Genomic DNA, 15,241 nt, shown 5'->3' with positions numbered 1-15,241 from the left:
CTGACAGCACCCCCGGTCGCCACTCTGGCGTCCGGTGCGCCGCCCCGGCTCTCGGGCGGCACGGATCCTGCGGGCCGTTTCGCGTCCGCCGTCCGCCCCTGCCCGCCGCGCGATCGATCGTCGGTCGGGCACCACCGAGAGGTCCCCCGTGCGACTGCGCGCCCTCCCCCGATCCACCGCCGCGATTCCGAGCACCGCTGCCGCGCCCGGCGGCACTCGCCTCCGCGCCGTGCCCGCCGCATCCGCGCTGACCGCCGTGACCGTCGCCGCGACGACCCTGAGTCTGCTGACCGGATGCGCGTCCTCCGGCGCGACCGCGTCGAGCTCGACGTCGCCGGACTCGAGCGCGAGCGCCGCGGCCGTCACGCTCGACAACTGCGGCTTCGACGAGACGATCGCCGCGCCGCCGCAGCGCGTGATCACGGTCAAGTCGACGTCGACCGAGATGATGCTGGCGCTCGGCGTCGGAGACCGGATCGTCGGCACCGCCTTCCAGGACGGGGCCGTGCCGTCGAAGTGGAAGAAGGATGCGCCCGAGCGCAACGACGTGAGCGACCAGATGCCGAGCCCCGAGTCGGTGCTCGATCTCGAGCCCGATCTCGTCTACTCGGGCTGGGAGTCGGCGTTCAGCGCCGACGCCGCCGGCACCCGCGACGAGCTGCAGCAGCTCGGCATCGCGAGCTATGTGCAGCCGGCCGCCTGCCGCAGCCAGGGCGCGCCGGCGAAGCTCGGCTTCGACGACGTGTTCAGCGAGATCGACGAGGCCGGCCGCATCTTCGGCGTCGAGTCGACCGCGACGAAGCTGGTGGCGGCGCAGAAGAAGCAGCTCGCCGGCATCCAGCCCGACGACCGCGGCCTGACCGCCCTCTGGTACTCGTCAGGCACCGACACCCCCTACGTCGGCGGCGGCACGGGCGCGCCCGAGATGGTGCTCGAGGCGGTCGGCCTCGGCAACGTCGCCGGCGACGTGAAGCAGACCTGGACCTCGCTCGGCTGGGAGTCGATCGTGGATGCCGACCCCGACGTGATCGTGCTGATCGACGCCGACTGGAACACGGCGAAGAGCAAGATCGAGCAGCTCGAGACGAACCCGGCGACCGCGAACCTGTCGGCCGTGAAGAACCACCGCTACCTGACGCTGCCCTTCGCGGCGAGCGAGGCCGGCGTGCGCTCGGTCGAGGCGGCGGGCTCGCTGGCGACGCAGCTGGCGAAGCTGGAGTTCTGAGGCGAGCATGGCGACGATCGCGAGCACGGCGGCACCCCGGGGCGGCAGGCCCGAGGTGGATGCGCGCCGCCGCGCGCGCCGCCGCACCGCCGTGCTGGCGCCGCTGCTCGTGCTCGCGCTCGCGGCGTCGATCGTGGTCGCGACGACGATCGGCTCGGCCGACCTGGCCGTGGGCGACGTGCTGCGCAGCATCCTGTCGCACCTCGGGGTGCCGCGGGAGCTGATCGGAGCGAACCCGCTCGACCGGCTGCGTGACGGCATCGTCTGGCAGCTGCGCGTGCCGCGGGTGCTGACGGCGGCGGCCGTCGGCGCGGGGCTGGCGATCGCCGGCGCCGTGATGCAGGCGCTGACCCGCAACCAGCTCGCCGACCCCTATCTGCTGGGCCTCTCGTCGGGGGCGTCGCTCGGGGCGGTGTCGGTCATCCTGCTCGGGGTCGCCGTGGTGCTGCCGGTCGCCGCGTTCGGCGGGGCGCTGCTCGCGCTCGCGGCCACCCTCGGGCTGGCGGGCGCCCTCGGCGCGATCACGCCGACCCGCACGGTGCTCGCCGGTGTCGCCGTGTCGAGTCTGGCCGGGGCGGCGACGAGCTTCGCGATCTTCTGGAGCGCGGAGCAGGACAGCTACCGCGAGATCCTCGGCTGGCTGCTCGGCTCGCTCGCGGGGGCGCGCTGGCCGGCGGTCGGCATCGCCGGGGTGGCGGTGCTGGTGATCGGCCTCCCGCTGCTGCTGAGCGGGCGCATCCTCGACGCCTTCGCCTTCGGCGACACGACGGCCGCGAGTCTGGGCATCGGCGTGCAGCGCACCCGCTGGATCCTGCTCGGCGCGACGGCGCTGCTGACCGGCGCGCTCGTCGCGGTGAGCGGGTCGATCGGCTTCGTCGGGCTCGTGCTGCCGCACGCGATCCGGCTCGTGGTCGGGCCGGGGCACCGCACGCTGCTGCCGCTCTCGGCGCTGGTCGGCGCCGTGTTCCTGATCTGGGCCGACACGCTCGCCCGCAGCGCCTTCGCGCCGCGGGAGCTGCCGGTCGGCATCGTGACGGCGCTCATCGGGGCGCCCGTGTTCGCGCTGCTGCTCGCGCGGCGGCGGAGCGAGGCGTGAGCGGCGCTGGCACGGGCACGGGCGCTGGCACCGGCGCGGGCGCTGCGTCGCCCGGCCTCGCCGTCGCGGGCCTGACCGTGCGCATCGGCGATCGCTCCGTCGTCGACGCCGCCGCCTTCACGGCTCCCCCGCGCGCGCTCACGGCGCTCGTCGGGCCGAACGGCGCCGGCAAGTCGAGTCTGCTGCGCGCGATCGCGGGCGCCGAGCGTCCCGCCGCGGGCAGCCTGCACCTCGACGGCGCCGACCTCGCCGCACTCGGACGGCGCGAGCGCGCCCGCCGACTCGCCTTCGTCGAGCAGGATGCCGGCACCGAGCTGCCGCTCAGCGTCGAGTCGGTCGTCGGGCTCGGTCGCACCCCCTACGGCGCGCTGCTGGGCGGACCTGACCGCGATGCGGCGGCGGCCGTGGATGCGGCGATCACCGCCGCCGGAATCGACCACCTGCGCGGGCGCGAGATCACCCGCCTGTCGGGCGGGGAGCGTCAGCGGGTGCTGCTGGCGCGGGCGCTCGCGCAGCATCCGCGTCTGCTGCTGCTCGACGAGCCGACGAACCACCTCGACATCGCCGCGCAGCTCGCCGCGCTGACGCTGCTGCGCGGGCTCGTCGGCGAGGGCGTGGCCGTGCTGGCCGCGCTGCACGATCTCGGGCTCGCGGCCGCGTGGGCCGACCACGTCGTCGTGCTGCACGAGGGCCGGGTCGTCGCCGAGGGCGCGCCACTCGACACCCTGACGCCCGAGCTGCTCGCCGAGGTCTACGGGGTGCGCGCATCCTGGCTGGCGGATCCGAACACGGGGAGGCCCGTGCTCGCGGCGAGCCCGCTGAGGTAGACCGAACGGCGCGGGCGAGACCTACGAGTCCGCCACCGCCAGCACCCGCCGGAACAGCGACGCCGGCACGAGCGCCGCGCGCACCCGCAGCGCCGCGGGCGTGTCGCGCTCGATCGCGTGCAGGGCCGCGTCGAGGTCCTCGACGCTCACGGCAGAGCGATCCGGGCGGGCGTAGGCCGTGCGCTCGACGCCGCGCGCCAGGCGACGCACGGCCTGGGCCTCGTCGTCGCGCATCCCGTCGACGAGGCGCGCGGTCAGGCGCTCGATGCTCTCGGTCTCGAGCGCATCCCAGCCGTGGTCGCGCGCGGTGTCGCGCAGCTCGGTCCAGGCCGCCTGCGCGGGGTCGCGGCCGCGTCGGATGCGCGAGAAGCGCCGCAGGCGGATGCCGCGCCGCACGAGGAAGGGCACGAGCACGATGAGGATGACGCCGAGCACGATGCCGGCCGCCTGCACCGCGCCCTCGGCGCTGCGCTGCGCCTGCGCGGCCGCGCTGTCGGCGGGGGTGTCGTCGCGGGCGGGACGCGAGGCCGCGTCGGAGGGCGTGGAGCTGGGGGTGTCGCTCGGCTCGGCGCTGGGGTCGGTCTCGGCGCTGTCGTCGCCGGGGCGCACGGCGTAGGCGGGGATGTCGCCGCGGCTCGGCGTCGGCTCGAAGCGCAGCCAGCCGTAGCCCTCGAAGTAGAGCTCGGGCCACGCGTGCAGCTCGTGCGACGACGTGCGGTAGGTGACGACGTCGTTCTCGTCGGTCGAGACGCGATCACCGGGCAGGAAGCCGACGACCATGCGCGCCGGAATTCCGAGGGTGCGCGCCATGACCGTCATGGTCGAGGCGAAGTGCACGCAGTAGCCCGACTTCACCTCGAGGAACTCCGGCATGACACCGACGCCCGAGCCGTCGTAGTCCTCGTCGACCGGGGTCTCCTCGGAGTAGGTGAAGTCGCTGCGGAACCAGTCCTGCAGCGCCATCGCCTGATCCCAGGCCGAGGGCTGGTCGCCGGCGACCTCGAGCGCGGTCTGGGCGATCACCGCATCCATGCCGGACGGGGTCGCCAGGTAGGGCCGCACGTCGAAGTCGTAGCGGCCGACGCCGTCGTCGCTCGTCGCGACGAGCTCCTCGGGGGTCACCGTCGGGTACTCGAAGTCGACCGTGTAGCGGGCGCCGTTGATGTCGGCGCCGCCCGAGCGCACCGTGAGCCCGTTGGCGTCGGCGCGCCAGTCGCCGTCGAGACCCCGGATGCTCGTCGCGGCATACGGCACCGGCGCCCACTGCCCGCCCACGCGCTGCACCTGGATGCGCACCTCGTCGTCGTTCGTCGGCACTTCGTTCGAACGCCCCATCGCGCTCGGCAGCCCGTCGAGCCTGCGCAGATCCTGCTCGTCGGGCACCGTGGGCGACCAGGTCTCGCCGGTGAAGCTGTCGTAGGTGGCGAGGCGCAGGTACATCGGCTCGCTGCTGGTCGTCTGGTACTCGAGCGCGGTCACGGCGGTGCCGCGGCGCAGATCCTGGCCGAGCGAGACGAGCGGATTGACGCGCGTCTCGAGGCCGCCCGAGGCGCCGCCGGTCTGCGCGACGGGCGGCAGCAGGTTCGGGATGAGCAGCGAGCCCAGCACGACGACGGCCGCGATGCCACCGGTCGCGAGCCGCGAGGTGGGGCGCGCGCCGCGGCGCAGGATCACGAGGTAGACGAGCACCGCGACGATCCAGACCAGGGCGTCGGACTTGCCGGCCAGCACGAGCATCGGCACCATCAGCAGCGCGAGCATCGGCAGCGCGGCGAGCGCGCGAGTCCGCGTGGCGACGACGAGCAGGTCCATCGCGAAGGCGAGTCCGACGACCCCGAGCACGATGAGGAAGAGGATGCCGGGCACCGGCTCGGCCGGCACGGCCTGCTCGGCGATCGAGCGCACGCCCTGGTCGGCGAGCGCCCCCGCGGCGCGGAAGGTGCGGGCGGTGGGCACGAAGCCGGCGAGCGCCTGCCCACGCAGGAAGACGCCGACGACGGCGAGCAGCCCGACCGCGACACCGAGCAGCGGGGGCAGGATGACGCTGCGCAGCAGCAGGCGGGCGAGCGCGGCGACGCCCATCACGATCCCGGCGAAGAAGACGCCCGCGATCCACCAGCCGATGCCCGAGAGCAGGGGATGCAGGGCCGCGAGAGCGACGCTCAGCGCCAGCAGGCCGAGCAGCGAGTCGGGCCAGGAGCTCGTGCCGGGCATGCGGCGGCGGCGATCGGGACCGCTCGCACGGCCGTCGCCACTCGGACGCGGGGCGGGAGCGGTCCGGCGGCCGTCAGCGAGAACCACGCGAGATCCCGTACATCTCGTGGGCCTGCAGCCAGGCCTCGACCGGGTCGTCCCAGAGTGCCGGGTTCGCGACGGTCCAGCCCGAGGCGCGCAGCACCTCGCGGGCGTCGTCGTTGTGGCCGCCGAGCATCCAGGCCACCGCCGCCTCGCCCGGCCGGCGCTGTCGCCGCATCCAGTCGAGGGTGGGCGTGCTGGGCGATGCGAGCAGGGCGAAGACCGGGCCCGGCGCATCCGAGGTCGGCGGCGGCTCGGGCGCCTCGCGCGACGTCGTGGTCACCAGGTGGATGCCGGCCAGGCTGCGCAGGAACCGCTGGTCGCGCTGCATGCCCTCCCAGCGGTCGCCGAAGGTCGCGACCTGCGGCTCGGCCGTCTCGTGCACCTGCACGTCGAATCCGCGATCGAAGAGGTGCAGCGAGAGCGACGCGAAGAAGCGCACGATCCACTCGAAGCTCTCGCTCTCGTCGGCGGCGCTGTCGGCGAGCCCATCGGGGGCGGCGTCGGAGTATCCGTCGCGGCGGGTGTCGAGCAGCAGGCGCACCTTCGGATAGCTGCGCTGCTCCTCCTGCCGCACCATGAGCTCGCCGTGGCGGGCCGACGCCCGCCAGTGCACGCGGCGCAGCGCATCCCCGGGTCGGTACTCGCGGGTCGTGAGGTCGTCGTCGTTGCCGGTGACGCGGCGCTGCACGAGCAGGGCGTTGCCCTCGGCCTCGGCCGTCGACAGCGCGCCGGGCGGCAGGCTCACGAGCTCGGGAACCACGACGAGGTCGTCGCGGCCGCCCTGCGCGGTGACCGACCGGGCCATGCCGAAGGGGTCGCGGTGCTCGACGGCGAGCGGGCCGACCGGGTAGACGCCGCGCTGCTCGGGATGCAGCTCGTACTCGAAGGCGATCGCCCGTGCGCGGCGTCCCGAGCCTGCGCCGGCGGCCACCTGCTCCATCGTGCTGCCGAGCGCGGGCAGCGGCTGCGGGCGCTGCGACTCGTGCCAGGGCAGGCTGTCATTCCACTCCCCCGGCGGCGTCGAGCGGGCGCCCGCGTTGGCGATGCCCAGCACGACCCGCACCGGGGTTCCGGCCGACACGATCGGCGGGCTGAACTCGCGCGTCACGGTCAGCTTGGGCCGGGTCAGGCGCACGGTCAGCAGTCCGACGAGCGACAGCAGCAGCGCGGCGACGCCGGCGACGAGAGCCTCGGGCCACGCGCCGAAGTAGGCGAACAGGATGACGAGCGCCCCGATCACGAGCGTCACGGTTCCGCGCACGGTCGTCCACACCGAGCGGGTGCGGTCGGGGCGACGGGCCATGGGGTGCGCTCTCGGCTCGCTGCCGTCAGCGCCCCGCGCCGAGCGGGATGGGGATCATCGAGACGATGCGCGAGACGACCTCGCCGAGGCCCTCCATGCCGAGCGCGGCCGAGCCGCCCACGGCACGCGCCGGCAAGAGACGGTGCGCGAGCACGGGCACGGCGAGCGCGTCGATGTCGTCGGGCAGCACGAAGTCGCGGCCGGCGATCGCGGCGCGGGCCTTGGCGGCGCGCACGAGCTGCAGGGTGGCGCGCGGGCTCGCGCCGAGGCGCAGCTCGCGGTCGGTGCGGGTGGCCGAGGTGATCGCGACGGCGTAGTGCTCGATCGCCGGGCTCACGAACACATGGCGCACGGTGCGGATCATGCCGAGCAGTCCGGCCAGGTCGACGACGGGGCGCAGCTGCTCGAGGGGGTTCTCGGTCTCGCGGGTGCGCAGCATCGCGACCTCGCTGGCCGCATCCGGGTAGCCCATGCTGATGCGGGCCATGAAGCGGTCGCGCTGGGCCTCGGGGAGGGCGTAGGTGCCCTCCATCTCGATCGGGTTCTGCGTCGCGATCACGACGAAGGGGGCGCTGAGCGGATAGCTGCGGCCGTCGACCGTGACCTGCTTCTCTTCCATGCTCTCGAGCAGCGCCGACTGGGTCTTCGGGCTCGCGCGGTTGATCTCGTCGCCGATGACGATGTTCGCGAACACGGGACCGGGCTTGAACTCGAACTCGCGGCGGGTCTGGTCGTAGACGCTGACGCCGGTGATGTCGGCGGGCAGCAGGTCGGGGGTGAACTGGATGCGGTTCACGCTGCAGTCGACGCTGCAGGCGAGCGCGCGGGCCAGCACGGTCTTGCCGACGCCGGGCACGTCTTCGAGCAGCAGGTGCCCCTCGGCGAGCAGCACGGTGAGTGCGGTCGTGATGGCGTCGCGCTTGCCGTCGATCACGGTCTCGACGGCGCTGATCACACGGTCGGAGAGGGTCTGGAAGGCGTCGGCGGCGAGGACGCCGTCGGAGACGATCGTCTCGGGTTGCGCGCGTGCCTGCTCGGCCGCGATCGCTTCCGCGTGCGCGACCCCGTCGGGCGAGTACGGGTTCGGGGTGGTGCGCTGGTCCTGGTCGTGAGGATTCGGCGACGTCATGGTCTGCCGAGTCTGTCACGGTGTGCGCTCTGCGCGCCCTGCAAATCCGCCTTGTAGATCCGCCCTGTAGATCCGCCCTGGATGCGGTGAGCATCCCCGGCACGGATCAGTGCCGGTTCAATCCCGGTGCTCTCCCGCCGCGCGCCCGGCGGCCCAGCCCGCCGCGTAGCCCTCCGCGCGGGCCTCCTCGGCGCCGAGCCGGAAGAGGTCGCCCTCGCCCGTGCGCACGAGTGTGCGTGCCCCGGACAGCGCGTCCGCTCCGTCGGCGTCGCCGACCAGATGCCCGAGCCCGCGCACGATCGCGACGGGCCGCCCGCTGGCCTTGCCCTTCACGAGGTCGGCGGCGGCCGCGATCTCGTCGGCGACGGCGGCGACCGTGACGTCGAGCACGCGGCCGTTCGCATCCGTCGTGCCGCGCAGGTCGTCGACGACGCGCACCCCGGCGGCGCCGATCGCCGCATCCGTCTGCCCGACGCGCCAGGCGCGGCCCATCGTGTCGGTCACGATCACGCCGATGCGCGCGCCGCAACGCTCGCGCACGGCCGCGGCGATCGCGCGGGCACTCGCGTCGGGGTCCTCGGGCAGCAGCAGGATCATGCCCTCGGGCACGTTGCTCGCATCCACGCCCGCCGCCGCCATGACGAGCCCGAGCGGGTTCTCGACGATGCGCATCACGTGGCCGGTCTCGGGATTGCGGCGCGAGGCGACGAGCCGCACGGTCTGGTCGGTGATCGCCTGCTCGCGGTCGTCGGCCGCCACGAGACGCCCCTCGGCCTTGCTGACGATCTTCGACGTGACGGCCAGGATGTCGCCGTCGGCCACCGCCTCGGCCACCGCCTCCGCGATCAGCGCCGGCAGGTCGGCGCCCGGCTCGATCTCGCCGATCCCGTCGACGAGGGCGATCTGCAGGGCGGGTTCGAAACGCACCCGCTCACTCTAGAGATGTGCACGTGAGAGGGTTCGAGGGTGGATGCGCTGCGAGAGCTCGACACCCCCGACGGCGTGCGCGTCGTGGTGATCGCCGCCGCCGACGACCCCGCCGAGCGGCGCGAGCGGGCCCGCGCGGCCGCGCGCGAGCTGGTCGCCGAGCTGGCCGATGTGCGTGCCGGCTCGGTGATCCTCGACACGAGCTGCGCGTTCTGCGGCGGCGACCACGGTCGGCCGACCGCGCTCGTGATCTCGGCCACGGCCGCTCTGCCGGCCGCCGTCAGCATCAGCCATGCCGGCGACCTGACGGTCGTGGCGGCGTCGCTGCGCGAACGGGCGATCGGCGTCGACGCCGAGCTGCGGGTGACCCGGCCCGACCGGGTGGAGGCGATCGGCAAGATCGCTCCCGGGCGGGGCGAGCCGATGCTGCGCTGGACGCGCATCGAGGCCGTGCTCAAGGGCGACGGCCGCGGGCTGCGCGTCGACCCGCGTCATGTCGTGTTCTCGCCGCTGCCGCGCCAGACCGCGCGAGCGCGCATCCAGGTGCCCGGGTCGAGCCCCGGCCCGGCCTGGCGGCTGTTCGACCTCGACGACGAGGAGCTGTTCGTCAGCCTCGCGGTGCCCGACGGCGATTAGCTCGGCCGAGAAGCTCAGGCGGAGCGCTCAGCCCGGAGCGCTCAGCCCCGAGGGAACGCCGGCAGCGCCGTCGCGAACAGCCAGCTCTCGAGCAGCTCGCGCACCGCGCCGCCCCGCCCGGAGCCGGCCGCGGCCGATGCCGCATGCAGGAAGTCGACCGTGCCGACCGAGCCGTAGCGGTTGTCGGCGCACCAGTCGCGCAGCAGCGCGAAGAAGGCGTCGTCGCCGAGCAGCCGCCGCAGCGCGTGCAGGGTGAGAGCGCCGCGCTTGTAGACGCGGTCGTCGAACATGTCGGCCGCGCCGGGCGCGCCGATCACGATGTCCTCGGGCTGCTCCTCGAGGCCGCCGTAGTGCTGGCGCGCGCACTCCTCGACCGTGGGGCCGCCGCGATCCTCGGACCACAGCCACTCGCTGTAGCAGGCGAAGCCCTCGTTGAGCCAGATGTGCTCCCACGCGCTCACGCCGACGCTGTTGCCGAACCACTGGTGCGCCAGCTCGTGCGCGATGAGCCGGTTCCAGGCGTCGTCGCCGGCGGCGTGGTTCGCGCCGAAGATCGCCGCGCCCTGCGCCTCGAGCGGGATCTCGAGCTCGTCGGCCGTGACGACGACCGTGTAGCCGTCGAAGGGGTACTCGCCGAACAGGCGGCGGTAGAGCGCCATCATGGCGCCCAGCTCGCGGAAGTCGTGCTTCACCCGCGGCGCGATCGCCGGCGGATAGACCAGGTGGCCGGCGACGCCGTCGAGATCGACCTTCGTGCTCGTGTAGCGCCCGATCTGCACGGTCGCGAGATAGGTCGAGGTCGGCTGCTCCTGCACGAAATGCCAGGCGCGACGCCCGCCGCTCGGCCGCGACGAGACCTGGCGGCCGTTCGCGACGACCGTGTAGCCGGCATCCGCGACGATGCGGATGTCGTAGTGGGCCTTGTCGCTCGGGTGGTCGTTGCAGGGGAACCAGGTGGAGGCGCCCGAGGGCTGCGCGGCCACGATCACCCCGTCGTCGAGCTCCTCCCAGCCGACCGGACCCCAGGTGCTGCGCCGCGAGCGGGGCGAGCCCGCGTAGTCGATCTGCACCGTGACGCGGTCGCCGGCCGCGATCGGCGTCGCCGGCGTGACCGTGAGGTGGTGCGGCGTCTGCGTGTGGCGGGCCTTGAGGCCGTTGACCCGCACCCGGCTGACGCGCAGACCCGACAGGTCGAAGCGGAGGCGCGGCAGCGCCCGCAGCGCCATCGCCGAGATCTCCGCCGAGCCGCTGAGCCGGTTCGCGGCCACCCGGTAGTCGAGGTCGAGGGTGTACTGATCGACCGCGTAGCCGTCGTCGCCGATGCCCGGCAGGTAGGGATCGACGCCGCCCGAGATCGCCGAGCGCAGAGCGCCCGTCATCGGCCGGAAGGCTGGGCCGAGTACGGCGCCACGACGACCTCGCGCCAGGGCCCGATCGGGTTGCCGCTCCAGCGGCTGCCCTCGGGCACCGACTCGCCGCGCATGACGAGCGAGGCGGGGCCGACGGTCGCGTGCGCGCCGATGCGGGCGGCGGGCAGCACCACGCTGTGCGGGCCGAGGGTGGCTCCGGGGTCGAGGGCGACGGCATCCATGCTCATGATCCGATCATGGAACAGGTGGGTCTGCACGACGCACCCGCGGTTGACCGTCGATCCGTCGCCCAGCACCACCAGATCGGCCTCGGGCAGCCAGTAGCTCTCGCACCACACCCCGCGGCCGATCCTCGCGCCCAGGCTGCGCAGCCAGACGTTGAGCGCGGGCGTGCCGATCGCCGTCGTCGCGAACCACGGCGCCGCGATCATCTCGACGAAGGTGTCGGCGACCTCGTTGCGCCAGATGAACGACGACCAGAGCGGATGCTCGCCCGCGCGGATGCGACCCACCAGCATCCACTTGGCGGCCGTCGACAGCGCCGCGGCCACGGCCCCGGCGGCCAACAGCACGAGCCCCGACAGCACGATCGCCCAGCCGAGCCCCCACGCGACCGTGATCGCGGCGAGGGTCAGCACGACCGCGAGGCCGATCGCGCAGGTGAGCAGCACGGGCACGATGCGGCCGAGTTCCCAGAGCGCGCGGGCGACGCGCAGGTGCGCGGGCGGGGCGAAGGTGCGCGCGAGGTCGCCCTCGTTCACCTGGCGTCGCAGTCGCATGGCGGGCGAGCCGAGCCACGACGAGCCCGCCTTCGACTTGCTCGGCGCGGCCGAGAGCACCGCGACGAGGGCGTCGCGGGGCACCTTGCGTCCTCCGCCTGCGATCCCCGAGTTGCCGAGGAACGAGCGGGCGCCGAGCTGCGCGCGGGCGATGCGCACCCAGCCGCCGCCGAGCTCGTAGGGCGCCACGAGCGTGTCGTCGGCGAGGAACGCGCCATCGCGGATCTCGGTCATCGAGGGGATCAGCAGCACGGTCGAGGCCTCGACCTCGCGGCCGACCTTCGCGCCGAGCATCCGCAGCCAGATCGGGGTGAACAGGCTCGAGTAGATCGGGAACAGCAGCGTGCGCGCCAGGTCGAGCAGCCGCTCGGTCGCCCAGGCCTGCCAGCCGATGCGGCTGCGCACGGGATGCACGCCCTCGCGCAGCCCGATCGCCAGCAGTCGCACGCCCGCGAGCACGAGCCCCGCGGCCACGACGCCGGTCACGAGGGTCGCCGGCACGAGCGCGGCGAGCGCGCCCAGCACGATCTGCCCCGCCGAGGTCGCGTCGCGCACGAACGCCGCGACGACGACCGCACCGGCCGCGATGGCGAGCACGGGCAGCAACGAGATCGCGATCGACGAGGCGCCGTAGGCGAGCATCCACCGGCTGCGGCGCTCGGGGCGCTCGGCCGGCCACCAGGCGCGGGCCGAGCCGATGCGCGCGGCGGGCGATCCGGCCCAGAGCTGACCCGAGGGCACCCGGCCGAAGACGCTCGAGCCGGGTGCGATCTCCGAGCGCTTGCCGAGGTGGGTTCCGGGTGCGAGCGTGCTGCGCGCTCCCACGGTCGCGCCGGCGCCGATGCGGATGCCGCCGACGCGCACGATGTCGCCGTCGATCCACCAGCCGGTGAGGTCGACCTCGGGCTCGACCGCCGCGCCCCGGCCCATGCTGAGCATCCCGGTCACCGGGGGCAGCGCGTGCAGGTCGACGTCGCGCGAGACCTTCGCGCCGAGGGCGCGGGCGTAGTAGCTGATCCAGGGGGCGCCCGACAGGCTCGCGGCGCCGACCAGGGCGGCGCCCTGCTCCGCCATCCAGAGCCGCAGGTGCACGCCGCCGCCGCGCGGGTAGTCGCCCGGGCGCAGGCCTGCGAGCAGCACGCGGGCGATCACGACCGCGATCGCCATGCGCCCGAACGGGGTCACGAAGAGCACGAGCGCGATCGCCAGCAGCCCGAGCGGGATGCTCGGCAGCGCGTCGAAGCCGCCGAACAGGTGCAGGATCGTCGTCGCCGTGAACAGGTAGGTGAGCCAGCGCAGGCCGGCGAGGATGTGCAGCGGCGCGCCCAGCAGGGTCTGCGCCGTCAGGAACCAGCGCGGGGTGGGGGTCGTGCGGTGGAACTCGCGGGCACCGCCGCTGCCGCCGGCTGTTCCGCCACCGTCGGCCGCGCGCGCGTCGAGGTGCTCGGCCAGCTCCTCGGCCATCGAGCCGAGACGTGGATGCTCGTACACCTGCGCGACCGTGAACTCGGGGTCGAGCTCGCGCACCCGCGTCACGAGCTGCGCGGCCGCGAGCGAACCGCCGCCGAGCTCGAAGAAGTTCGCGTCGGCCTCGGTGACGGGCACGCCCAGGACCGACTGCCAGAGGCCGGCCAGCTCGCGCGTTGCGGGATCGAGGGCCGAATCATCGGGCTCCTCGCCTCCGCCCGCCGACGGCAGCGGCCACGGCAGGGCGTTCTTGTCGACCTTGCCCGAGACGCGGGTCGGCAGATCGTCGACGATCGCGAGCAGTGGCACGAGCGCCGCCGGCAGCTCCTCGCGCAGGCGGGCGATCGCCGCCGCACGGTTGAACGCCTCCGGATCGGCGGGAACCGTGTAGCCGACCAGGATCTTCGTGCCCGCGCCGGTCTCGCGCACGGCGACGGCCGCCGCCGAGACGCCGTCGAGCGCCTGCACAGCCGCCTCGACCTCGCCCAGCTCGATGCGGCGTCCGCCGATCTTCACCTGGTCGTCGGCGCGGCCCTGGAACACGAGGCCCGCGCGCTCGAAGCGCACCAGATCGCCCGAGCGGTAGGCGCGCGCCCAGCCGAGACCCTCGTGCGGGGCGTACTTCTCGGCATCCTTCGCCGGATCGAGGTAGCGGGCGAGCCCGACGCCGCCGATGATCAGCTCGCCGACGCCGCCCTCGGCGACCGGGAGTCCGTCGTCGCCGACGACCGCGAGCTCCCAGCCATCGAGCGGCAGGCCGATGCGCACCGGGGCGCTGCCGTCGAGCAGGGCGCCGCAGGCGACGACCGTCGCCTCGGTGGGGCCGTAGGTGTTCCAGACCTCGCGGCCCTCGACCGCGAGGCGCTCCCCGAGCTCGGGCGGGCAGGCCTCGCCGCCGAAGATCAGCAGGCGCACGTTCTCGAGCGTCTCGGCCGGCCAGAGCGCGGCCAGGGTCGGCACGGTCGACACGGCCGTCACGTTGCGGGCGACGAGCCAGGGGCCGAGGTCCATGCCGGTGCGCACGAGGGCGCGCGGGGCCGGCACGAGGCAGGCGCCGCTGCGCCAGGCCAGCCACATCTCCTCGCAGCTCGCGTCGAACGCGACGCTGAGGCCCGCCAGCACCCGGTCGCCGGGGCCGAGCGGCTCGGACTGCAGGAACAGGCGGGCCTCCGCATCCACGAACGCGGCCGCCGAGCGGTGGCTGACGGCGACGCCCTTGGGGGTGCCGGTCGAGCCGGAGGTGAAGATGATCCAGGCGTCGTCGTCGAGCGTCGGCGGGTCGATGACCGGCACCGCGGAGGTGCTGGGATGCGCGGCGCCGGTGCTCGTGAGCAAGGAGGCGGTAGCTCCGCTCGCGCTGCCGGCGCTCGGCGTGTAGTCGCCGTCACCCGTGAGCACGCCGACGACACCGGCCTCGCCGAACACCAGATCGGCGCGCTCCTGCGGGTCGTCGACATCCACCGGCACGTAGGCGGCGCCGGCGGCGATCACGCCGAGGATTCCGACGTAGAGGCGGTGGCTGCCCGAGGGCATGCGCACGCCGACGCGGTCCCCGCGGCGCACGCCCGCCTGGCGCAGTGCCGCCGCGAGGGCGACGACGCGCGCCATGAGCTGGCGGTAGCTGAGCGCGAGCTCGCCGTCGTCGATCGCCGAGGCCTCGGGATGCCGCTGCGCCGTGTCGCGCAGCACGTCGAGCAGGGTGCGCGGCGGGGCCGCGAGGTCGAGCGAGCCGAGGATCGGCGACGGCTCGGGGTCGGCGGCCGCCGACGCGGATGCGGTCTCAGCGGTCACGGATCGACTCACCAGTCACAGAACTCGGGTCCTCTCGACGCCTCCGCACGCTAGGGGCGACGGGTGGACGGGAGGTGAACCGGCGGTAGCGCGGGTGCCGTCGCGGCGTGTGGATCAGGAGCGCTCCAGCAGCTCGATCAGCTGCGGCTTCGTCAGGCGCGAGTAGCCGGTCGCGCCGGCCGCCTTCGCCCGCTCGCGCAGCTGCGCCACCGAGAGGCCGGTGAGGGCTGCGGCGGCAGGCTTGCGCGCGGCCGGCTTCTTCGCGGCCGGCTTGCTCGCGGGGGCCGCGGGCTTCTTCGCGGCGGCGGGCTTGCGCGCGGCGGCAGCAGCCGCAGGCTTCTTCGCGACGGCGGACTTGCGCGCCGGGGCGGGCTTCTTCGACGACGCCGAGGC

Annotated in this window: 10 protein-coding genes; 4 read left to right on the top strand and 6 right to left on the bottom strand. The window is 74.3% G+C overall.

Annotated elements, in window-relative coordinates; all coding sequences use genetic code 11:
• The first annotated feature begins 229 nt into the window (after positions 1 to 229).
• Genes FJ658_RS08515 through FJ658_RS08505 form a run of 3 tightly spaced genes read left to right on the top strand, consistent with a single transcriptional unit; the run spans position 230 to position 3,148 of the window.
• A complete protein-coding gene (locus tag FJ658_RS08515; RefSeq protein WP_141144959.1) occupies positions 230 to 1,225 on the top strand; it encodes a putative F420-0 ABC transporter substrate-binding protein in 996 nt (331 codons plus the stop codon).
• 7 nt (positions 1,226 to 1,232) lie between these two features.
• A complete protein-coding gene (locus FJ658_RS08510) occupies positions 1,233 to 2,321 on the top strand; it encodes a putative F420-0 ABC transporter permease subunit (protein WP_141144958.1) in 1,089 nt (362 codons plus the stop codon).
• Positions 2,318 to 3,148, top strand: a complete 831-nt coding sequence (locus FJ658_RS08505; RefSeq protein WP_255447641.1) for an ABC transporter ATP-binding protein — start codon at positions 2,318 to 2,320, stop codon at positions 3,146 to 3,148. Before FJ658_RS08510 ends, FJ658_RS08505 begins: the two co-directional genes overlap by 4 nt.
• Before the next feature lie 21 nt (positions 3,149 to 3,169).
• On the opposite strand, the gene FJ658_RS08500 is transcribed toward FJ658_RS08505, so the two are convergent.
• The 4 genes from FJ658_RS08500 to cofE all read right to left on the bottom strand — a co-directional run bounded on the left by FJ658_RS08500 (position 3,170) and on the right by cofE (position 8,805).
• The gene (locus FJ658_RS08500) at positions 3,170 to 5,362 is read right to left on the bottom strand and encodes a DUF3488 and transglutaminase-like domain-containing protein (protein ID WP_141144957.1); all 2,193 of its coding nucleotides are present in this window, start codon (positions 5,360 to 5,362) and stop codon (positions 3,170 to 3,172) included.
• A 73-nt stretch (positions 5,363 to 5,435) separates the two neighbouring features.
• Positions 5,436 to 6,749 carry a DUF58 domain-containing protein gene (locus FJ658_RS08495; RefSeq protein WP_141144956.1) on the bottom strand — a complete coding sequence of 438 codons (1,314 nt, stop codon included), beginning with the start codon at positions 6,747 to 6,749 and terminating at the stop codon, positions 5,436 to 5,438.
• Between the two features lie 25 nt (positions 6,750 to 6,774).
• Positions 6,775 to 7,878 (bottom strand): MoxR family ATPase, encoded by a 1,104-nt coding sequence (locus tag FJ658_RS08490; protein WP_141144955.1) that lies wholly within the window; start codon positions 7,876 to 7,878, stop codon positions 6,775 to 6,777.
• A 117-nt stretch (positions 7,879 to 7,995) separates the two neighbouring features.
• Positions 7,996 to 8,805, bottom strand: coding sequence for a coenzyme F420-0:L-glutamate ligase (cofE, locus tag FJ658_RS08485; RefSeq protein WP_141144954.1), 810 nt, complete (start codon positions 8,803 to 8,805; stop codon positions 7,996 to 7,998).
• A 39-nt stretch (positions 8,806 to 8,844) separates the two neighbouring features.
• On the opposite strand from cofE, the gene FJ658_RS08480 reads away from it, so the two are divergent.
• A complete protein-coding gene (locus tag FJ658_RS08480; RefSeq protein WP_141144953.1) occupies positions 8,845 to 9,441 on the top strand; it encodes a hypothetical protein in 597 nt (198 codons plus the stop codon).
• Between the two features lie 41 nt (positions 9,442 to 9,482).
• Here the strand turns inward: FJ658_RS08480 and FJ658_RS08475 are convergent, their stop codons facing one another.
• Both FJ658_RS08475 and FJ658_RS08470 read right to left on the bottom strand, forming a co-directional pair.
• Positions 9,483 to 10,820: a M1 family metallopeptidase gene (locus tag FJ658_RS08475; protein WP_181408388.1), complete on the bottom strand. Its 1,338-nt coding sequence runs from the start codon at positions 10,818 to 10,820 to the stop codon at positions 9,483 to 9,485.
• Entirely contained in the window at positions 10,817 to 14,848 is a 4,032-nt protein-coding gene (locus FJ658_RS08470) for a Pls/PosA family non-ribosomal peptide synthetase (RefSeq protein ID WP_141144952.1), read from the bottom strand. The genes FJ658_RS08475 and FJ658_RS08470 overlap by 4 nt, the downstream gene beginning before the upstream one ends.
• Between the last annotated feature and the right edge of the window lie 393 nt (positions 14,849 to 15,241).

The sequence above is a fragment of the Schumannella sp. 10F1B-5-1 genome (assembly GCF_006517535.1).
In the GTDB taxonomy this organism is placed as follows: Bacteria; Actinomycetota; Actinomycetes; order Actinomycetales; family Microbacteriaceae; genus Schumannella.
The sequence above is the reverse complement of the archived record's forward strand: the minus strand, read 5'-3'. Positions and strand labels throughout refer to the sequence as shown.